Source organism: Mesorhizobium sp. P2_F8 (genome assembly GCF_056403655.1).
The window spans coordinates 369,184-390,486 of record NZ_JBFUFB010000005.1 but is presented as its reverse complement, the minus strand read 5'-3'; the positions used below and the strand labels follow the sequence as shown (position 1 = coordinate 390,486).

The following is a 21,303-nucleotide window of genomic DNA, read 5'->3' as shown; positions in this document are numbered from 1 at the left end:
TTAGTGCGGGTGTAATTCTGTGGCCAGGACGGATTTTCGGAGCATCGGTGGTTATATCGATGCGGCAGGAGCGGCGTCCCATGAGTATGCTTTCTCCAGTTGACCAAGCGACGTCGTCGACCGTCGCGTGCTGTCTTGAGCTGGAAATACGCGACGAAGACGGACGGCTTCCGCAAGGAAACATGTTCCCGGTACTGACCCATCTCGACAGCGGACGCACATGGCGCATCCTTCGCTACGCCCGCGCCTTCGACGGTTTGCTGTTCAGGGCTTTGCCGCCCGGCAAGTTCAGACTGCATGTTGCGAGCCCGCGGCACGAAACGGTGGAGATGGAGATCATGCTTGCCGCGGGTGGGCGCGAGCGGATCAATCTGCAACTGAAAAGAAAGCCGGGGCGCCAACCGCTGATCATCGATGTCGGGGCCGACGAGGAAACGCTGATCCCTGCCCGCCATTCGGTCTCTCGGCTCGTATCCTGTCTCCTTAGCGATCGCGCCGTCCTCAATGCGGTCGAGGCGCCGCTTGATGCGTTGGATGCGATCGAAAAAAGCGAGCGGCACCATGTCCGGCGGCTGCTTTGCATAGGATTTCCCACCCCGCGCCGGCCGCTTGCTCAGCGGCTGTTCTGGAGCATTGTCGACCGGCGCTGCCGTCTCGAGGCATTGCTCGCCACGGTGTTCGCCAATGAGGCGGTCGCCGAAATGCTGAATTGTGAGCCAGCTCAGGTGGCGGATGAAGCGCGGACGGCAGTCGACGGACTGGACCGCCTGGATATCGCCGACGCGTTGATGATGCTGGCGCTCTACAGCGCGCCATGGAAGGCGGTGATGTCCGAGGTTTGCCGCACCCAGGCCGGAATTCGCGACGTGCTGATTCCGGCCGGCCTTGCCCACATGCTGCAGCCCGATGCAAACCCGGCAATTCCGACACGGCCGAGCGCGCGCGGGCGCTGGGCCGGCGAGTCGTCCGACCAGACCGTGCTCGAGGCAGGTCCGCTGATAGCGCGCATCGCCCTGGTGATAGCTGGCGCGTCCGAGGCACAGCCGGCCTATTTCGCAATGTTCGACCCGGTCATCAGACAAATGCGGGAGGGCAACGCATGAACGCCGGCAGGAAACCAACCACGCTGACCTTGCTGACGTCCTACCAATGCACGGCCGCCTGCGAGAACTGCTGCTTCGCGTCGCATCCCGGGATCGCGGAGAAACTGCCGTTGTGGCGCATGCTCGATGCCATTGAGCAGGCGGCGGAGATGCCGTCGATGAAGCTTGTGGTGTTCTCCGGCGGGGAATGCTTCATGCTGGAAGATGAGCTTGTCGTGGCGGTTGCGCGCTGCACCGAGCGAGGGCTCGCCAGCCGGTGTGTCACCAACGGCTATTGGGCGAAGTCGGTGCAAGCCGCGCACGCACGCCTCGAGCCGCTCTACAGGGCTGGCCTGCGTGAAATCAACTTGAGCACCGGCGACCACCATCAGCAGTTCGTACCGGTCGAGCGCATCGCCTATGGCGCAGCCGCAGCGATCCGGCTCGGCATGAATGCCGTCGTCGTGGTGGAACGCGAAATGGACCGGACTTTTCATGCCCAGGGACTGCTCTCTCATCCGGAGATGGCAGCGATCCGCGACCATCCCAACCTCATTGTGTTCGACAGTCCCTGGATGGCGATGGAGGATCGCGATTCCGTGCGGCATGGCCCCGCCAGCCTGACCAACCACATGAACATTCACCGCCGCGCGCCCTGTGAAAGCGTGCTGGACACGATGGTGGTCAATCCGCGCGGCGAGGTCGGCGCCTGCTGCGGTTTGACGCGCGAACAGATTCCCGAAATGCAGATCGGGTCGCTTGAAGAGGCTACGCTCGTGGAACTCGCGGAAGCCGCCGGCAATGATTTCCTGAAGATATGGCTCGCGGTAGAGGGGCCGGAGCACATACTCGCCTGGGCTTCCACGATCGATCCACGCATCGACTGGGAGAACCGTTTCAATCATCACTGTGACGCATGCCGCGCGCTCTATGACGATGCATTGGTGCGCGACGTGCTTGCCCACCATTGGCGCGAGCGGCGCGACGACGTCCTTTACCGTTATCGGCTGGCTCATCAAAAACCCGAGGCAGAATGGCCGGACCAGTCCACCCGGCATACGCCAATCGCCTCATCCCGGCAGGAGGCCATAGACCATGCATGATAGCGATCTCATCAGAAAACTCGTCAGCGATAACCCTCCGGAAAAAGTCAGGAACCTGTCAGAAAGACTTGCGTCCGACCCGAGCCTGCTCGAGAAATTCGTCGACAAACCGTCAGCGGTGCTGAAGGATCACGGCCTTGCGGTGAGCGGCGATATCAAGCTCGGCGACCGTGAAAAGGCGATGATCCGGATGTTCTCCGATCCTCGCGTCATCGAATTGTACAACAGCGGCAAGATCGACGACCTGCGCGCCCACATCACCGACAAGTACAGGGAAATCGTGATCACCAATCCCGGCGACACCCACGCAGTGGCGGTCGCGGACTTCGACGTGGCTATCGAGGTCGAGGTCGTCGCCGTTGCGGTGGCCGTCGCGGCGATCGTTGTGGCGGGTGCAGCCGACAGGTTTTCCAAGCTGGCAACGATCGAGGCCGAGGCGGGAATTCTCAGCGCCAAGGTGGCGGCGCTCGAGGCTCGGGTCAATCTTGTCGACAAGCTCGATGCGAAGGTCACCCGTCTCGAGCAGCGCATTCGCTGACGCGGCATCACCGGGTGAACGCCCATAGCGTTCACCCCCGTGTCTTCGTCCGTGTGGAGACTGGAGGGCTGGTATGCGGCAAAGGGAACTGTTGCGGGAATTTGTGACGGCACCTCCACCGGTCGGGCTGGCCCGGCTGCGCGACGACATCGCTGCCGATCGCAGAGTGCTCGACAGTTTCTGCGATCATCCCGGAACGGTGTTGCGGACCTATGGCGTGGCCGCCGACCAGACGATTGCGCTTGGCGACCGTGAGAAGGCAATCATCCGGCTGTTCTTCGACCCTCACGTGGTCGAGCTGCATAGCCGCGGGGAACTCGACCGGCTGCGCGAGTATATCCTTGCGCATCATCCTGAAGTCGGCATCGCCAACCCGACCGACCTGGCCGGTGCGTTTGCCTATGTCGACGTCGACGTGGCGATCATTGCCGAAGCCGTGGCCGTGGCGGTTGCGGTGACGGCGATCGCCGTCACCGGTTCCTTCAAGTCTGGAAGCACGGTTGGCAAGGCGATCGAGCCTCTCGCCGCGCGCATTTCGGTTCTGGAGAGCCGGTTGGCGAGCCTGTCGCGGCTGGAAGTCCGCCTCGCCGAACTGGATCGGCGAACACAGCAAGCCTCGGAGGCCGCCAATGCGAAAGGCCGCTAATTCGAAAGTGCTGCTGTGCGTGATGCCGTTCCTGCCGATCGAAAGGCCGGCCCTGGGCGTAAGCCTGTTTGCCGCGCGTCTGCGACAGCAAGGCATTGCATGCGACGTATTCTACGCCAATCACCGCTTTGCCGACCGCATCGGCTTTCCGCTCTATCAGCGGATCGCGCAAAGCGCTCCGACGCACGACCTGCCGGGGGAATGGGTGTTCAGCCGCGCACTTTGGAGACACGACGCGCTACCCGACGAGGCCTTCGATAGATATGCCAGGACCACGCCGGGCGATTACTACCCCAACGCCTTCCTGGGCCAGATCCGCTATGCACGGGAGCAGGCTCCCCAGTACATCGACGCTCTGGCGGAAACGATCGACCTTCAAGACGTCGACATTGTCGGTTTCTCGAGCACCTTTCAGCAGAACCTCGCGAGCCTTGCCATGGCCAAGGCGCTCAAGGCGCGCGCGCCAAACCTGCATGTCGTGTTCGGCGGCGCCAATTGCGAGGGTGAGATGGGGCTTGAACTGCATCGCAGCTTCAGCTTCATCGATGCGGTCTGCCGCGGCGAGTCCGATACGAGTTTTCCGCAGTTGATCGAGGCCGTTCGCAAAGGTTCGGACATGTCAACCATTGGCGGCCTCGTCTATCGTGGCGCGGGAGGCGAAACCGTCGAGAGCCTCGTGCCACAAGCTGCGATCCGCGACATGGACAGCCTCCCCTTCCCCGATCACAGCGATTTCCTCGCCGCGTTCGAGCGGTCCACGGCGCCGCAATTCATCGAACCGGAGCTAACCATCGAAACCTCGCGCGGATGCTGGTGGGGCGAAAAGCACCACTGCACCTTTTGCGGCCTCAACGGCCTCGGTATCGGCTACCGAGCAAAGTCGGCGGACCGCGCGCTGGCCGAGTTCCGCCATCTGCGGGACAGCACGGGGATTCATACCTTTTTCGCAACCGACAACATTGTCGACATGCGCTACTTCGCGACGGTGTTTCCGTCCCTGGTGGAGGACGGCACCAAGCTGCAGCTGTTCTACGAGACCAAGGCAAACCTCAAGAAGGACCAGATCGGGGTTCTCAGACGCCTGGGAACGACCTGGATGCAGCCCGGAATCGAGCACCTGAACACGCATGTGCTCAAGCTCATGGACAAGGGCATTCGCGGCATCCAGAATGTGCAGACCTTGAAATGGGTCCGCCAGCACAAGATGCTGGTCACCTGGAACGTTCTCTGCGGCTTTCCTGGGGAACGGCCGGAGGACTATGAGGAAGCCATCCGTTTCATGCGGTCGATACGTCACCTGACCCCGCCGTCGTCCTTCGCTGCGTTTCGGCTGGACCGATTCTCGCCGATGTTCGACCGGCCGGACGATTTCGGGCTTTCCGACATCAAGCCATACCCATCCTATGACCTTTGCTACCCGGGCGTTTCACCAGGTGCACGGGCGCGCATCGCCTATTTCTTCACCTACCGCGGGACCACCGACGCGCAGACGCTGGAGGGGATCAATCGCGCCTGGCGCGAGGCGCAGGACTGGAAGCAGGAGCACCGGCACGCCGCGCTGAGCGCTATCGTCGGCACCGATCTGGTTACCATCATCGACCTGCGGCCGGATCACCCGGTTCGCCCTTACATATTGGTCGGGGACGATCGGCTCGTCTATCTCGGCCTCGACAGCATTCAATCCATTGCTTCTCTCACCGCCAATTTGCGCGGCGTTGCGCCCGATCGCGCATGGGACGAGGAAACCGTGGCCAAAACGGTGCAAGGCTTCATCCAAAACGACCTCGTTCTCCAGGAGGACGATCTCTACCTTGCGCTGGCGATCCAAGTTGCCGCCGACACGAGCCAGGATGCCGAGCACGTGGATATGGCGGCGCCATCGATGCGCTTTGCCCGACAAGACGAAGCGGCGGTGACCTGAGCCGGTGCAATGAAGCCAATCGATTTGCCTCTCATGGAGGGTTTCCAAATTTTGCTTCGCGGCGAACTCTTCGTCGAACAGGCGCGGCGGCGGGTAGCGTCGACCGTCGACGAATATCACTGGACCACGCACGCCGAGAAGGTTGGCGGACCCAAGCCTGTTCAAGAAGCGGCAGTCATTGAAATCGGTGACGACGGCAAGGTTGCGACCTATTCGCTGTTTTCATCCGGCGCCGTGCTTCACCGCGCCGTTTTCGGTCAGAACCGTGCGCTCCTGACCTTGCGCGACGGCAACGAGCATGAGTTGGCGCTGACTGTCGCACCCGACCTCGTGCTTCAACAGAATTTACTTCTTCAGCTTTCGCGCTGTCTTGCCGCGCTCGATCGCGATGAAGGTCCGCGCAAACTTCACTACTTTTCACCCGAAGCGCTGGCAGTGCGCGACTTCGACGTCGCGCCCGCCGGAGCGCTGGACTGGGAGACGTCGATCGGCATACGGCTCAACATGAGCGCCAGTGGCGCCCTGGTCTCCGCCGTGGGAATGGACGAGAAGGGAACGCTTATCGGGCGGGCGGGCACGCCGGTGTTCCACGCGGCGCCGATTGAGACCCTTCGCGGCGCCGAGGAAAGCATCGAACCACCACCGCCTCCCCCTGGCATCGACCGCGAAGAAGTTACGATCGAAAGCGAGGATATCACGCTGCACGGCCTGTTCGTGCACGGACGCAAACCCGCCGGGCCTAGTCCGGCCTGCCTGTTCCTGAATGGATCGGGCTCCATCACCCGCTGGGGCGGTGCGCCCGGCATGCGCCTGAAGACACTCGAGACGATGGATGCGCTCGCGCAAGTCGGCGTAGCCAGCCTGGCGATAGATGCGCGCGGAGCAGGCAAAACCGGATTCGGCAAGGCCGACCGCCCCTTGGGCGCGACGCGGCTGGCCGATGCCGCCGCCGCCTGGCGCTGGCTCGCCGCGCGCGCCGACATCGATGCCCTGCATCTTTTCGCAGCCGGTCATAGCCTGGGCGCCCTTGTGATCCTGCAGCTGTTGTCGACCGACCCGGCCCTGGCGCCGGCCGGCCTGATCCTGCTTGCCCCCCCGGGCAGGCCGTTGCGCGATATCCTGATGGAACAGAATGCACGCGAGAGCGCACGCCTGCACGTGTCGGAAGAAGAGGCCGGCAAGCGAGACGCGGCACTACGGMAGTGGCTCGACCGGGAAGCAAGGACAGATGGCGCGGAACTGCGGCTCGGGGGCCTGAGACCGCTCACCGATCCGGCCGTTCTCGAAACCGATCCACGCGCAGCGGTTGGAGCCGTCCGCTGTCCGATGCTGATCTTGCACGGCGACAAAGACATTCAGACATCGGCAGACCGTGATGCCAAAGCGCTGCACCGCGCCGCCCGCAGCCACAATGTCCGCTCCACATACAAGGAAATCCACAACGCCGACCATCTATTCCGGCTCGAGCCCGAAATGTCGACGCCGGAGCGTTACCGCCAGGATCTGCCACCGAACCCGGAGTATCTCGCAGCCGTTGCTGGGTGGATTGCCGGACTTGCTGCCAGTGCACCCAAACCGCGACGTTGACGCCGATTGCGTCACGCTTTGCCAAATACATTCTGGCGAGGCGTTCGACGATATATAGCAATTATCGGCACCTGACCTCGGTCATGGCGCTTATAGAAAATTTTTTGCAGTATTTCTTTCTATAACAATTTTATTTTAATAATACAGACTAAAATAAATCTGTTGACGATGGGCATTGCAAACTTTAAGTTGCTTGTGCGGCGCAGATGCGAGCCGCTAGAGCGTAGTGAAGCCGTCCGATTTGGAGGCCGATCAGGAGTCTGTTTGTCTTGGAAGCGACAGACGAGACCGTTCGGCAACGCTACCTCCGACTAGTTTTTTCGGGAGGGCCGGCATGGTCCGACGTAGAAGTCGCGCGTCCGACGAAGTCGCTTCCAAGCGACGTTCTGCGCCTGAGCCGTCAGAGGGCCCACGATCGCGGGAGCTCGCCATGAGTGCTGAAAATGCCTATTCGAACTACTGCCTGAAAGGGTTTGAGGTGGCGCAGCAATATGCAGCGCGCGCGCAGGAACTCTACGGCCGCAGCCGCCAGCAGCTGGAAGAGGCCGAAGTCCCGGCCCGTGATCAACTCCAACAAATCATGGCCTCGTGGCAGCGGGCGTTGAGCGAGGCTGGCAACGGGGACGACGCGCAACAGCGCGCCGCGTCTGCTTGGCTCGATCACGCGCGCCAGTACGGGCAAGTGATGAGCAAGCATCAGAACAGCGTCGGGCAGACCATGAAGGACTTGGGCGAGCAGTTGGCGTCCGCATACGACGAAGCTCAGCAAAAGGCACGCGCGAATTTTTCGGACTACCTGGCCGACCTGCAGACACTGGCGAGCGGCAAATCCGACGAATGACATTGCTCTGTTTGGGGTCGGCATATGACGGCAATCCCCATATCCGGCAACATAAGTGCCGAACGTCGTTCGCTGCTCGGCAAATTGCTTGGCTCGGCCGGACTGCAGCCCCCCGCGTCAGATGATCCGCTACTGTCGCCCCGCAGTCACCCTGGCCCGGCAGCGCTTTCCTGGGCCCAGCAGCGCCTGTGGTTCATGCAGCGCCTCGCGCCGGCAAGCCCTTTCTACAATGTGCCTCTGAACTTGCCCTTGCGCGGCCCTCTCAACGTGGCGGCGCTCAAGCGCGCCCTTGATCACGTGGTTTCACGCCATGCCGCCCTGCGCACTGTGTTCACTGACATTGCAGGCGAGCCGATGCAGCAGGTGATGCCACCCGGCCCGGTGCCGATGCCGCTGCTCGACCTAATGCATCTTGAGCCGAAGGAGCGCGAGAAGGCAGCGCGCCGCGAGGCCGGCGAACAGGCGCGGCTGACGTTTAATCTGCGGCATGGGCCCATGGTGCACGCACGTTTGCTGCGGCTGTCGATGCACGAACACTGGCTCCTGCTGACCCTGCATCACATCGCCTGTGACGGCTGGTCCATGCAGATCCTGCTGCGCGAGCTGGCTGCCGCCTATGGGGCGTTCGTCGCAAACCGGCCCTCCCCGCTGCAACCTCTGGCGATCCAGTATGCCGATTTCGCCGAATGGCAGCGCCAGTATTTCAGCGGCGAGCGGCTGGAGACGGAGCTGTCCTATTGGCGCCGGCAGCTCGCCGATCTGCCGCAATTGGCGCTGGTGCCGGACCGACCGCGTCCGGATGAGCCGAGCTTCGAAGGCGATTTCGAGGAGTTGAGCATCGGGGCCGCCGTGCTCGTTTTGCTGAAACGGGTGGCAAGCGAAGAAGGCGCTACCCTGTTCATGGTGCTGTTGGCAGGCCTTGCCGCGATGCTGCAGCGCTACACAGGCGACGAGGACATCGCGATCGGCGCCCCGATCGCCAATCGCACGCGGCCCGAGGTCGAGGCGCTGATCGGTTTTTTCGTCAATACACTCGTGTTTCGCATCGACGTCAGCGGCAGACCAACCTTCCGCGAACTGGTGCGCCGTGTGCGGCAGACCGCGCTCGATGCCTACACACATCAGGACATGCCCTTCGAGAAATTGGTCGAAGCGCTTCAGCCCGAGCGCCAGCCTAACCGCAATCCGTTGTTTCAAATCGGGCTGGTGCTGCAGAACGCATGGAACATCGATAGCGGCAGTGCACTGCCGGCTCAGGATTCGGTGGTCTCCATCGAACGCGGAACCTCCATTTTCGATATCGCATTCCACCTGCATGAGCATGCCGGCGGGATTTCCGGAGGCATGGAATACAGCACTGCGCTGTTCGATCCCGAGACGGCCGCGCGCATGGTCGGGCATTTCTGCTTCTTGCTGAACTCGGCGGCGGCGGACCCCGAGCAACCGATCGATACGATCGCGATGCTCGACCGGGACGAGCGGCGCCGGTTCCGGCACGCGTCCGAGGGCAAAGCGGTCGCCTTCGACGAGACGCCGCTCCGCCAGCAATTCGAGCGCTTCGCAGCCAACGCACCTGAGCGTATCGCGCTTGCCGGCCCCGCGGGCACCTTCACATATGGGGCGCTTGATCAGCAGGCTGAAAAACTCGCCGCCGGACTTGAGGAGGCCGGCGTTCGGCCGGGCGAACCGGTACTGCTGCTGCTCGACCGTTCCCCTGCGGCCGTGGTCGCGATACTCGCCGCGCTGAAGGCAGGCGCGGCGTTCGTACCTCTCGATATCGATCTTCCGATCGAGCGCTTGCGCTATGTTGCCGAGGATACCGGGGCGCGCCACATCCTCACCGAGCCTGCGGCGTGGGGCCGTGTCGAGGGCGCGCTGTCGTTGCTCGAATGCCGGCCACTCTTCGTCAGCGCGATGGTGCGCGACAGCGCCACGGCCCCGCGGGCAACTGAGCGCGCATCAGGTGATGTGGCCTACATCATCTACACTTCAGGCTCGACGGGCCAGCCGAAGGGCGTGGTCATCGAGCAGCGTGGACTGGCCAATGTTCTGGCGGCCCAACGACGACTGCTCGACACGACGGCGGAAAGCCGCGTGCTGCAGTTCGCCTCGCTCAGCTTCGATGCCGCCGTGTTCGAACTCGGCCTCGCCGTCGGCGTCGGCGCCACGCTGGTGATCCCGGGACTGGAGCAACGAATGCCCGGTCCCGGGCTCGCCCGGCTGATCGACGAGGCACGCGTCACCCACGCGGTGTTGCCGCCTTCCGCGCTGTTCGCGTTCGATGTATCGGGGTTGCGAACTCTCACCACGCTGATGGTGGCAGGCGAAGCCTGTCCGGCGTCGATAGTGGCACAATGGGCGCCCGGCAGGCACTTCTTCAACCTGTACGGTCCCACGGAAACGACCATCTGGGCGACATGGGAGCGATGCGAGGATTTTTCGCGCCCGCCGACCATCGGTGTGCCGATCGACAATATGCGCGCCTTCGTCCTCGATGCGCACGGAGAGCCGGTGCCGATCGGCGTCCCAGGTGAGCTCTGCCTGGCAGGGATCGGACTGGCGCGGGAATATCTTGGCAGGCCGCAACTGACGGCGGAGCGGTTTGTCGAGCTGCCGCTGAGCAATGGCCCTGTCGAACGCATCTATCGCACCGGCGACCGCGTGCGATTGCTTGCCGACGGGCGCATCGACTTCATCGGCCGCATCGACCGCCAGGTCAAGCTTCGCGGTCACCGCATCGAACTCGGCGAAGTCGAGGCGGCATTGCAATCGCATCCCGAGATCGCCGAGGCGGCGGTCGCGGTGCGCGAAGTCGGCGCTGGAGATGCGCGTCTCGTCGCATACGTGGTGCAGCGCGACGACCCGCGCGCACCTGACGCACAGTTCGAGAGCGCAGCTTCCAGCGAGCAGGTGGAACACTGGCACCGCATCTACGATGAAACCTACGGTACGATAGCGGAAGCTACCGACCCGGCATTCGTCATCGATGGCTGGAACAGCAGCTACACGGGCCTGCCGCTCGACGAGCGGACGATGCGAGAGTGGCTGGCAAGCACGGTTGAACGATTGAATTCTCTCGCAGCCGAGCAAGCCCTCGAAATTGGCTGCGGCACCGGGTTGCTGGCTTTTCGCCTGGCACCCAAGGCCCGTCGCTATGTGGCAACCGATATCTCGCAGGGCGCGCTTGACCATTTGGCCAAGCATGCGGCCACCACCGGGATCAAGGGTATCGAGTTCCGTCGATGCGCTGCGCACGAGGTCGCGGCCCAATCGATGGACACAGTGGATCTGGTGATCCTCAATTCGGTCGTGCAGTACTTCCCGAGCGAACGCTACCTGATCGACGTGATAGGCGCCGCGTTGTCGACGCTGGGTACCCGCGGCACCGTATTCATCGGTGATGTGCGGAGCCTGGCGCTGCTGGAGTGTTTCGCAGCCTCTGTGGAGTTGTACCGGGCAGAGTCCGACCTGCCGCTAGCCACCTTGCAGGAACGTGTGGCGCGCCGCCTGGGGCTGGAACAGGAGTTGGCGGTCGACTCAGAATTTTTCCTTGCCCTGGCAGCGGATTTCCACCGCATCCGGGCCATTGAGATCCTGGCCAAACCGTGCCGCGCCGACAATGAGCTGACGCTTTTCCGATATGACGTCATGCTCCATGTCGGCTGGTCGCCCGAGGTTGTGGAGGCGGCGGACACCTGTGACTGGGCGAGCGTGGGCAGCGCCGAAGCGCTGCTGCGGACGTTGCGGGCACTTGACGGGAAAACCCTGCTGGTCGCCGACATTCCAGGCCGAACCGTCGCGGCGGAGATGCTCGCCGCCGCGGAGGTCATGAGCAGCGATGGATCGCGCTGCGTCGGTGATCTGCGCTCGAACGCAGGACAGGTGACCGTGCAGGGGCTTGACGCGGACCAGTTGCTCGCTTGCGCGGTCGAGGCCGGCTGCAAGGTCGAGCTTCATGTTGCGGGACGCCATGCGACCGGTCACATCGACGCCGTGTTCAGTCCGCTCGCAATGAATCGGGCGGGCCGCGGGCCAATCCCGAGGCGCACTCTTGGAGGCGGCGCCGGGCACCGCCGGCGCTGGACCAACAACCCGCTGCAATCCGCCTTCGCGCGAAAGATGGTACCGCAGGTCCGCGCCTTCCTTGCCCAGCGTTTGCCGGCCTACATGATCCCGGCGCGCTTCCTGCTGCTTGACGCGCTGCCCATGACGGTTAGCGGCAAGATCGACCGCCACCGCCTGCCGAAGATAGACGGCATGCGGCCTGAACTCGGAGCTGAGTACGTTGCCCCATCGACGGCTGCCGAATTGCGGCTCGCCGCCATCTGGGGCGACATATTGCGGCTCGAGCAGGTGGGCATCAACGACAATTTCTTTGAGCTCGGCGGCGACTCCATTCTCGGCATCCAGGTCGTCAGCCGCGCGCGTGAAGCGGGGCTGTCGATCGAGCCGAACGACATCTTCGTCCACAAGACACTGGCCCTGCTCGCTCGCGCCTCGAAGCCGACCGAATCCGTTGAAGAGGACGTTGATGAAGAAGAGGACGTTGGGGGGTTCGCCCGTCATATCAAGGCGGAGGACCTGGTCACGTTGATGTCGCGCCTCAACCGTGGGCAGGGGGGCCAAGATTGAATACGAACAGCGTTGACGTTGAAGACTTCTGGCCACTGGCGCCGCTCCAGGCGGCGATGCTGGTCGCCAGTCTGCGTGCGCCGGAAAGCGGCGTCTTCATCCAGCAGGAGGTGATGTCGCTGCCGGAGCCCGTCGATGCGCACGCGTTCCAGGCGGCGTGGCACGAACTGCTTCGGCGCACGCCTGCACTGCGCACATCCTTCCACTGGCAAGACCTTGAGCAGCCGGTGCAAGTTGTTCACCGTCACGTCGCGCTGGCTTTCGAACAGCTCGACTGGCGACATCTCGACGCGGCCGCCTTCGAAGCTCAGCTGGCAGGGTACCTGGGGGACAGCCGCCGGGCGGGCTTCGTGCTCGATCGTCCACCGTTGATGCGGCTGGCGCTGATCCGCGGCCGTGCCGGACAAGTGAGATTTGTCTGGCAGTTTCATCACATCCTGCTCGACGGATGGAGTGCGCAACTGCTGGCAGCGGAGATGATCGAACATTATCGCGCGCTGGTCCGCAACGCGCCCTACCAGCCTCCGGTGCGACGCTCGCTACGCCACTACATCGACTGGCTGGCCACGCGCGACCTCGAAGCAGCGCGCGAATATTGGGCCGACGTGCTTCGTGGCTACGACGAGCCGGTGGAGATCGGCCTGCCGCGGCCCCCTGGCCGAGCGGCTCTTGCAGATGCAGACAACGAGGTCAGCGGCAACCTCGATGCAGGGGAATCGGAGCGGCTCAGGGCGTTCGCACGCCAGCACGGCCTGACGTTGAACACCGTACTGCAGGGTGCGTGGGCTTTGCTGCTCGGCCACTATACGGACCGCGACGATGTGGTTTTCGGTGCCGTCGTTTCCGGGCGACCGCCTGAGGTTCCTGGCATCGAGCAGATGATCGGTCTCTTCATCAACGCGGTCCCGGTGCGGGTGCGCGTGGATCCGCAGGCAGCACTGGTGCCATGGCTCAAGGATTTGCAGAGTGCGCAGGCACGCGGCTCGGCTTTCCACCACCTCGACAGCGCCGAACTGCAACGCTGCTGCGAGATCGCCCCTGATCGACCTCTGTTCGACACGCTGGTGGTGTTCGAGAATTTCCCGCAAGCGGCGGCCAAGCTCGAATCCACGACCGGCGGCGTCGACTTGGCGCGTGCCAATGTGCCGCTCAGCTTGCTCGCTGTTCCGGGTGGCCGGCTGCAGCTCAAACTGCGGTTCGACCGTAGCCGTTTCCATGGCGATGACATGGGAGCTCTTATCGAGCATCTGCTCAACCTGCTGCGGGGCATATGCGCTGCGCCCTTTGCAACTCTGGCGACCTTTTCGCCGCTCTCCGATGCTGAACGCCGGCGGCTGATCGAAGAACCAAACGTCGGCGATGCCGATGCATGTGTGGATTTGGACCCGCTCGAATTGTTGCGGGGTCTGGCGCGCGACAAAGGCGCGGCTCCGGCCTTCATCGCCGACGATCGTGTGCTCGACTTCGACACGTTGGAGCGCGCGTCGTCGCGGCTCGCACGACGGTTACGCGACCTGGGTGTGGATCACGGCGTGCCGGTCGCCGTGTCTGCACCCCGATCGTTGGAGCAAGTTGTGGCCTTCTACGCCGTGCTGAAGGCGCACGGCGTCTATCTGCCGCTCGATCCGGCCTATCCCACGCACCGCCTGGAGCAGATGCTGGCGGACGCCAAGCCGGCCGTGCTGCTGGCAACCGGCCCAACGCCGCCGGACGGACCGGCAACCGTGATCGACATCGGCGACGTCCTCGAACCCTGCAGCGGCAATGCGGCAAAGGACGAACCGGTCTGTTGGCGGCGCGACGACCCCGCCTATATCGTCTTCACATCAGGCTCGACGGGCCGTCCGAAAGGAGTGCTGGTTCAATGGGGCCAGGTGTCGAACCGGCTCATATGGATGTGGCAGGCCTATCCTTTCGATGCGAACGAAATGGCCTGTCAGCGTACCGCGATCAACTTTGTCGATTCGCTGTGGGAGCTGTTGGGCGCCACGCTGCAAGGTGTGCCGACCACGATCGTTTCCGAGCAGATCGCAACGGATGCTTCTGCGTTGATCCGCCTACTGGCATCGCGCGGCGTCACGCGGCTGTGGCTGGTGCCGTCGCTGCTGAAGATGATGCTCGAGGCGCAACCGGACCTCGGGCGGCACTTGCCGCACCTGCTGTTCTGGGTTTGCACCGGCGAGCCGCTCCCGGCAGACCTCTACCAACAGTTCCGCCGACACCATGCGAAGGCCACGCTCTACAATCTTTACGGGACTTCGGAAATCTGGGACGCCACTTGGTTCGATCCCGATCAAGAGCCTCCTGTGCTGGGCGTCGTCCCGATCGGGCGACCGATCACCGGCGTGCGTGCCTATGTGCTCGACAGCAAGCTGCGCCCCGTTCCGCTTGATGTGGCGGGCGAGCTGTACATTGGCGGCGCAGGTGTCGCGCTTGGATATCTCGGGCCCACCGAACTGACGCGCGAGCGCTTTGTGGCCGACCCTTTTGCAGGCAGCAAAGCGGCACGAATGTACCGCACCGGAGACCTGGCCCGGGTGCAGCGCGACGGCTTGATCGTCTGCCTCGGCCGGCGCGACCAGCAGATCAAGTTGCGTGGTTTCCGGATCGAACCGGCTGAAGTCGAGGCGCTGCTTCGACAGGCCCCCGAAGTCAGCGATGCCATGGTTGTGCTGCGGGAGGATCGCCTGGTTGCCTACGTCGCCGCGCCCGCGCCAAGCTTCGATGCCCGGCGATTGTTGGCCGGGTTGCGGGAACGGCTGCCGCACGCGTTCCTGCCGGCGGTCATCGTGCGTTTCGACGCGCTGCCGCTGACGCCCAACGGAAAGCGCGACAGACTGGCGCTGCCGCCGCCGGGAGAACTGCCGGATGCTGGCGATGCCAATCCGGTGCTGCCATTTGAGAAAGAGGTCCAGGCGTGTTTCGCGCAGGTGCTGCAGCTGCATTTGGTGACGCTTGACGCAGACTTCTTCCTCGATCTCGGCGGGCATTCGCTGGCGGCCTTGCGCGTCAGTTCACGACTGTCACGCCAACTCGGAACCGATGTGCCGGCGGGAGTCGTGTTTGACCACCCGTCTGTCCGCCAACTTGCCGGTTGGATCGCGGAGCGCCAGGCCGCGACTCCGGAAACCAGCGACGACGAGCTGTTGGAGCTGTTGACGTCGCTGCCAGCGGCCGAGCGCGAGGCGCTGCTCGCCTCACGAGAACCAGCTGAATCGAGAGGGGCGCCTTGAACAGTCTGCAAAACCGTATCACCGCAATGACCCCGGAGCAGAAGCGCTCGCTGCGCGAGCACCTCATTCGGGTTCGGCCGGCGCAGGAAATCCCTGTCCAGCCGCGCGACGGACGCGACTTCCCGCTTTCACACTCGCAAGATCGCCTGTGGTTCCTCGACCAACTCGTTCCGGGCAATCCCTTCTACAATATCTCGATTGCGCAGAGGCTGCCGTTTGTCCCCCTCCAGCGTTACCTGGAAAAGGCACTGTCGGCGGTGGTCGCCCGTCATGAGGCGCTGCGCACCGTGTTCCCGCTCGTCCGAGGGCAGCCGGTGCAGCGCATTCTGCCTGCAACGACCATGCGATGCGAGATCGACGACCTCAGCTGCGAGCCGGATCCGGAGGCGCGCGCCGCGCAGATTGCCACGGCTGCCAGCCAGCAGCCTTTCGACCTTGCCGAAGGCCCGCTTCTGCATTGTCGGCTGTTGGAGCTTTCTGCTGGTGAATCGCTGCTGCTGCTCGTGATCCATCACATCGTCGCCGACGGATGGTCGCTGGAGAAATTGCTGGCCGAAATCGGCCAGGTCTATTCCGAGCTGTTGACCGGCAGGCTTCCGTCCCTGCCACCATTGCCGGTGCAGTATGCCGACTTTGCCGTCTGGCAACGCGAGGCAATGTCCGGTGAACGGATGGCTCAGCACCGCAAATACTGGGTGCAGCGGCTGGAGGGCATGCAGCAACTCGAGCTGCCCACGGACCATCCTCGGCCCGCCCGGCCAAGTTATCGCGGGGCGCGCGCACCGATCACCATCGATGCAGCCGCAGCCGCGGCCGCCGAAGCATTGGCACGCCGCCTGCACACAACACGCTTCACCGTGCTGTTTGCCGCTTTTGCCGCGCTGCTGCACCGGCTCGCCGGACAGGACGACGTGACCATCGGCACTCCGATGGCGGCGCGTCCCTATTCCGAGCTCGAAGACGTCGTCGGCTTTTTTGCCAACACCGTGGTTTTGCGGCTGGATTTCAGCGGCGGCTGCAGCTTCGAGGAAGCGGTGGAGCGTACGCATGCGCGGCTGCGTGAGGCGCAGAACCATCAGGACCTGCCCTTCTCCATGGTGGTGGCGGCCCTGGCGCCCGAACAAGATCTGTCGCGCAACCCGCTGTTTCAAGTTTCGTTCCAGGTGCTCTCTTCCAGCCAGGTGCGCAGGACGATCACGGATGCCGCGCCAGCGTTCAATTTCGCGCGTGGCACTTCGGCCTTCGACCTTACCCTGCAGCTTACCGAGACGGCATCTTGCCTGGTCGGTGAACTGGAATACGCTACCGATCTCTTTCAGCAGGCAAGCGCCGATCGACTGGTGGAGCGCTTCCTGCGACTCCTTTCCGCCGCACTGGCCGACCCCGAAGCTTCGGTGGCAGATCTTCCGCTGATGGATGCCGCCGAACTGCATCAGTTGGAAGCCTGGTCGCGGGGCCCTGTGATGCCGTCGGCCGAAACCGACCTGTGCGGGCTGTTCGAAGCACAAGCGCGTCTTAGCCCGGACGCAGTCGCCTGCCAGGCACCCGACGGACGCCTCAGCTATGCGGAGCTCGACGGCGGCGCCAACAGTCTCGCTCATCAGCTCATCGCACATGGCGTGGAGCCCGGCGATTGCGTGGGGGTCGCGATCGAGCCGTGCACGTACCTGCCGATGGCACTGCTCGCCGTGCTCAAGGCCGGCGCTGCCTATGTGCCGCTGGGGCCTGAATTGCCGGTTCAGCGCGCCCGCGACATGCTCGTCGATGCAGGGGCGACGGTGCTTCTTGGTTCCAAAGGCACGGAATCCGACTTGCAAACGGGGCTCACCTCGATCGCGGTGGATCGCGAACCACCGCAACCCGGCGTACCGCCCCCGAAGGTGCGGCGCGACGCCGAGAGCCCGGCCTACATACTGTTCACTTCCGGTTCCACCGGACGGCCCAAGGGCGTCTCGGTGCCGCATCGTGCATTGCTCAACTACCTCCGCTGGTGCATGAGCGTCTATCCGGTGAACGATGGCGAAGGGGCACCGCTGTGCACTTCGATCACCGCCGACATGTCGGTCACCACGCTTTTCGTGCCGCTCTTGTGCGGCAAGACCGTGTTCTTGCTGCCAGCCGGGGGGGGCCTCGAAGCGCTCGACGAAGCGCTTCACTCGGGCCGGCGCTACAGCTTTGTCAAATTGACCCCAAGCCACCTCGAAGGTTTGCGCCAGCTTGCGGCAGGGCGGGCGCCCGCCTGCGCAACCGGCTGTTTCATCGTTGGGGGCGAAGCCTTGCACGGCGAGACGCTGGAGCCCTGGCGCACGCACATGCCGGGATTGCTGATCGTCAATGAGTACGGGCCAACAGAAACCACGGTTGGTTGCTGCGCGCATTTTCTGCGCGCCGGCGACATTCGACCGGGCCCGGTGCCGATTGGCCGTCCAATCGCCCTCACGCGGTTGAATGTGTGTAACGGGTCCGGTGCGCCGGTCCCGGTCGGGGTGGTTGGCGAACTGCGAATTGGCGGCGCCGGCGTTGCGCTGGGCTATGTCGGCCAGGCCGGCCTCACCGCGGAGCGTTTCGTACGCGGACCGGACGGAGCCCTGGTCTACCGTTCAGGGGACCGAGTGCGGCACCGTCGTGATGGCACGCTCGAATACCTCGGCCGCGCCGACAATCAGATCAAGTTGCGTGGGCACCGTGTCGAGCCAGATGAGGTGGAGGCTGCACTGCGCACACACCCGGCGGTGGCTGAAGCGGCCGTGGTGCTCCACCGCGCCGGACCGGGTGATGACAGACTGCATGCGGCATTGCTGCTTTCGCCGGCGTGCGACCTCGATCAGGCCGACTTGACCGGGACTTTTCGAAGCCATCTCCAGGATAAACTGCCGCCGTTCATGATCCCGAGCGCCTTCAAGGTCGTCGAAGAGATCCCGCTCACCGCCAATGGCAAGGCAGACCGCGATCGTATCGCCGGGATGCTTGCCGGCGCCGCCCCGAGGCAGCGGCGGCACGCGACTCCGCAAACCGCCCTTGAAACATTGCTCGTCAGGTGCTTCTGCGACGTGTTGAAGGTCCCGGAAGCCGGCGCGACCGACGATTTCTTCGCCGATCTCGGAGGCCACTCGCTATTGGCTACGCGACTGGTTTCGCAACTGCGGGAGCTGTTGCAGATCGAGATTCCGCTGCGTCGCGTGTTCGAGGCCCGATGCGCACGCGAGCTTGCACGCGCGATTGGTCCTGACGATTCGGCGCGGCAGCGGCTGGAAGCGGCAGCAGCCATCGTGCTGCAGGTGCTTGAAATGAGCGATGCCGATGTACGCCAACAATTGCATGAGCAAGGAGAGGGCGCATGCGTGTGATGCTAGATGTGTTCTCCGGTCGTCCCAACCCGACATGGCAGGTACCGCCGGCTTTGGCCCAGCATTTCAGGCAGCTGATGTCGCGCCAGGGCGGGCCGGCCTCTGCCACCCCGATGCCGGCGCTTGGCTACCGCGGCCTGCTCGTGGGGAGTGGTCCGGAAGACGCCGACGCGCCGGCAGCCTTTTATGTCGGCGTGCCACCGCTTGCGACAGTGGAGACCAAAGAGGAGCTAGTCTCCGCACGACGGGCGCGGCTGCCGGATGACGAGCGCGAGGCCGTTTTGGCGCTGTTGGAAAGCGCCCGACCGATCGTTGCGCGTACAGTGATCGATGAAGCAGCGCGCTGCGTCGAATGGCGGGGCGACGGGGTGGCACCCCGTGCTGGCCGCAGCGCCGCGCTACGCGCCAGCCACGCGGAGGCGGCCACAGCTGCCGAACCGCCGGAGGTCGGCCCGCCCTGTGAGCCGATCCTCGCCGCCTACAGCCCCTGGTTCTGGAACACAGTTTCCGTGCGCCTGCGCAACAATTGCTACAATTATGCCAGCAACTATGTTTCCAATTTCGTGGCGCAGCCCGGACGCAGGGTTGGCCGCCAGTATGACGAGTTCAGCTGCGAGGCGGTTGCGCGAGCTGCAATCGCCGATGGGTTCAGGGCCAACTGCGACGGCCCGGCGCGGCTGGCGGCGCTGGCTGTTTGGCCGGGACACGATTTCCATTGGTACCGCTCGCATGGCGCCTTCTGGGCCCACAAGCTGGGCATCTACAGTGCCCGCAACGTCGACAACCAGGGTCGCGTCATTGCCGGCGCACTGACGCCGGCGACGTGCGACCGCGGCCCCTACACACAATTTTGCAGTTATCTGTTCGTACCACCGGGCGTGGAGGTCTTGTAGTGCGCGTGGTGTTGGACATGTTCTCTGGCAGGCCGAATCCTTCGTTCGGGCTGGCACCCAATGAGGCCGCGGAACTGGCCGCCCGGGCGCGGGCGTTGTCGGTTCCAAGCGCCGCGCCAGCCGGGCCTCAGGCGGGCTGGCGAGGGTTCGTCGTCCTGGGCGACGGCCTGCCCGGTTCCGAGCCGATCTTACTGCGCGTCAAGGAGAAGGTGGTCGAGATGCAAAATGGCGCCTGGCAGGACAGCACCGGTATCGAGGTATTGCTTGAGACGTCTGCGCGACGTCATGGCTATGGCGCGTTGCTGGATGAAGCGCGCAAACGGACCAACTCTGGAGCTGTATCATGAACCCGGAGCAACAATCGCCTTGGCAATGGACCCATGACGGTCCCCAACTCGACTTCGCCCGCGCTTTCGCACGCTTTCGCGGCGTCCTCGAATCCGCCTGGACCTCGCCAGAGGATGGCGCGGCCGTTGCCGAGACCTTCGCCCGCTGCGCCGAAACGATGCAGGAGCCGCTCCAGGCCCCCGAGGCGGCGGAACGCATAGCTCAGTCATTTGCCACCTATCACGAGGCGCTGCGTGCAGCGACACTGACGCCGGAAGCGCGAAGGATGGTGCGGGAGGCACTGCACGAATACGTGGCCGACCTCATCAAGGCCTGGGCTGCGGTCCCGCCTGACAATTTGGCGGCTGCGGATCTTGTGGCGATCGCGCAAAGCATGAGCTGGATCGCCAATGTGGCGGTCGACATCGAAAATGCCTGAGCCGCCGGACGTCGGCAAGGTCGACTTGTGGCTGCTCGACGTGCGGCCGTGCATTACGGCAGAAGCCGATGCGCTGGAGCTGCTCGACGATGAAGAACGCGGGCGCGCGGAGCGGCTGCGTTGCCCCCGGGCGCGGGCACAATTCGTGCGCACGCGAGCGGGATTGCGTCGCATCCTGGCGAGTTACCTGGCGGTGCAGCCACAGTCCGTCCCCTTTGCGTATGGCGCTCACGGCAAGCCTCGGTTGCCGTGCGAACGGTTGCGCTTCAATGTTTCGCATGCGGGTGGGGCGGCGCTTCTCGCATTTGCATCTGAGTGCGAGGTCGGCGTCGATCTGGAACGCATCGAGACCATCGATGCCGCCGAAATCCTGACGACGTGGGCATCGCCACGCGACTATGCCGCCTGGAGAGCCTCCTCCCCCGGCGACCGCCTGGCCGCCCTCTACCGCGGCTGGGTGCGCAAGGAGGCCATACTCAAGGCGTGGGGCTGCGGATTTTCCGTGGCGCCTCAAGAGCTTGACGTACCCATGAGTGCGACGGCCGGGGAACATGTCGTCGTCGGTACGGCCTTGCACCGACCCAACTGCCGAGTGCTCGATGTGCCGGTAGGCAGTTCCTGGACTGCGGCGCTCGCAGTCGAAGGCGGGGCACCTTGTACGGCCTCGTTCATGGTCCAGCCTGCGTAAGACCGACCCGGCTGTCTCGAAAGATG

The 21,303-nt window shown here is 63.9% G+C and carries 14 protein-coding genes; all 14 read left to right on the top strand.

Annotated features, from left to right (window positions below; translation table 11 throughout):
• The first annotated feature begins 59 nt into the window (after nucleotides 1-59).
• The 14 genes from AC1DZP_RS15125 (at nucleotide 60) to AC1DZP_RS15060 (ending at nucleotide 21,277) form a co-directional block, all read left to right on the top strand.
• Nucleotides 60-1,103, top strand: coding sequence for a hypothetical protein (locus AC1DZP_RS15125; protein ID WP_477303432.1), 1,044 nt, complete (start codon nucleotides 60-62; stop codon nucleotides 1,101-1,103).
• Between the two features lie 110 nt (nucleotides 1,104-1,213).
• Nucleotides 1,214-2,185 (top strand): hypothetical protein, encoded by a 972-nt coding sequence (locus AC1DZP_RS15120; protein WP_477303430.1) that lies wholly within the window; start codon nucleotides 1,214-1,216, stop codon nucleotides 2,183-2,185.
• Complete coding sequence (locus AC1DZP_RS15115) at nucleotides 2,178-2,723, top strand: hypothetical protein (protein WP_095080443.1); 546 nt, start codon at nucleotides 2,178-2,180, stop codon at nucleotides 2,721-2,723. Before AC1DZP_RS15120 ends, AC1DZP_RS15115 begins: the two co-directional genes overlap by 8 nt.
• Before the next feature lie 73 nt (nucleotides 2,724-2,796).
• Nucleotides 2,797-3,369, top strand: a complete 573-nt coding sequence (locus AC1DZP_RS15110) for a hypothetical protein (RefSeq protein ID WP_477303428.1) — start codon at nucleotides 2,797-2,799, stop codon at nucleotides 3,367-3,369.
• Nucleotides 3,353-5,290 (top strand): RiPP maturation radical SAM C-methyltransferase, encoded by a 1,938-nt coding sequence (locus AC1DZP_RS15105; protein WP_477303426.1) that lies wholly within the window; start codon nucleotides 3,353-3,355, stop codon nucleotides 5,288-5,290. The genes AC1DZP_RS15110 and AC1DZP_RS15105 overlap by 17 nt, the downstream gene beginning before the upstream one ends.
• A 9-nt stretch (nucleotides 5,291-5,299) precedes the next feature.
• The gene (locus AC1DZP_RS15100) at nucleotides 5,300-6,877 is read left to right on the top strand and encodes an alpha/beta hydrolase family protein (RefSeq protein WP_477303424.1); all 1,578 of its coding nucleotides are present in this window, start codon (nucleotides 5,300-5,302) and stop codon (nucleotides 6,875-6,877) included.
• A gap of 430 nt (nucleotides 6,878-7,307) precedes the next feature.
• Nucleotides 7,308-7,718 carry a hypothetical protein gene (locus tag AC1DZP_RS15095; RefSeq protein WP_477225662.1) on the top strand — a complete coding sequence of 137 codons (411 nt, stop codon included), beginning with the start codon at nucleotides 7,308-7,310 and terminating at the stop codon, nucleotides 7,716-7,718.
• A gap of 24 nt (nucleotides 7,719-7,742) precedes the next feature.
• The gene (locus tag AC1DZP_RS15090; protein ID WP_477303422.1) at nucleotides 7,743-12,350 is read left to right on the top strand and encodes a non-ribosomal peptide synthetase; all 4,608 of its coding nucleotides are present in this window, start codon (nucleotides 7,743-7,745) and stop codon (nucleotides 12,348-12,350) included.
• A complete protein-coding gene (locus AC1DZP_RS15085; protein WP_477303420.1) occupies nucleotides 12,347-15,583 on the top strand; it encodes an amino acid adenylation domain-containing protein in 3,237 nt (1,078 codons plus the stop codon). The genes AC1DZP_RS15090 and AC1DZP_RS15085 overlap by 4 nt, the downstream gene beginning before the upstream one ends.
• The gene (locus AC1DZP_RS15080) at nucleotides 15,580-18,930 is read left to right on the top strand and encodes an amino acid adenylation domain-containing protein (RefSeq protein WP_477303418.1); all 3,351 of its coding nucleotides are present in this window, start codon (nucleotides 15,580-15,582) and stop codon (nucleotides 18,928-18,930) included. Before AC1DZP_RS15085 ends, AC1DZP_RS15080 begins: the two co-directional genes overlap by 4 nt.
• On the top strand, nucleotides 18,921-19,823 hold the full coding sequence (locus AC1DZP_RS15075; protein ID WP_477303416.1) for a hypothetical protein: 903 nt from the start codon (nucleotides 18,921-18,923) through the stop codon (nucleotides 19,821-19,823). Before AC1DZP_RS15080 ends, AC1DZP_RS15075 begins: the two co-directional genes overlap by 10 nt.
• The gene (locus AC1DZP_RS15070) at nucleotides 19,823-20,170 is read left to right on the top strand and encodes a hypothetical protein (RefSeq protein ID WP_477303414.1); all 348 of its coding nucleotides are present in this window, start codon (nucleotides 19,823-19,825) and stop codon (nucleotides 20,168-20,170) included. The genes AC1DZP_RS15075 and AC1DZP_RS15070 overlap by 1 nt, the downstream gene beginning before the upstream one ends.
• Nucleotides 20,167-20,589 (top strand): hypothetical protein, encoded by a 423-nt coding sequence (locus tag AC1DZP_RS15065; RefSeq protein ID WP_477303412.1) that lies wholly within the window; start codon nucleotides 20,167-20,169, stop codon nucleotides 20,587-20,589. Before AC1DZP_RS15070 ends, AC1DZP_RS15065 begins: the two co-directional genes overlap by 4 nt.
• Entirely contained in the window at nucleotides 20,582-21,277 is a 696-nt protein-coding gene (locus AC1DZP_RS15060; RefSeq protein ID WP_477303410.1) for a 4'-phosphopantetheinyl transferase family protein, read from the top strand. The genes AC1DZP_RS15065 and AC1DZP_RS15060 overlap by 8 nt, the downstream gene beginning before the upstream one ends.
• Nucleotides 21,278-21,303: the final 26 nt, after the last annotated feature.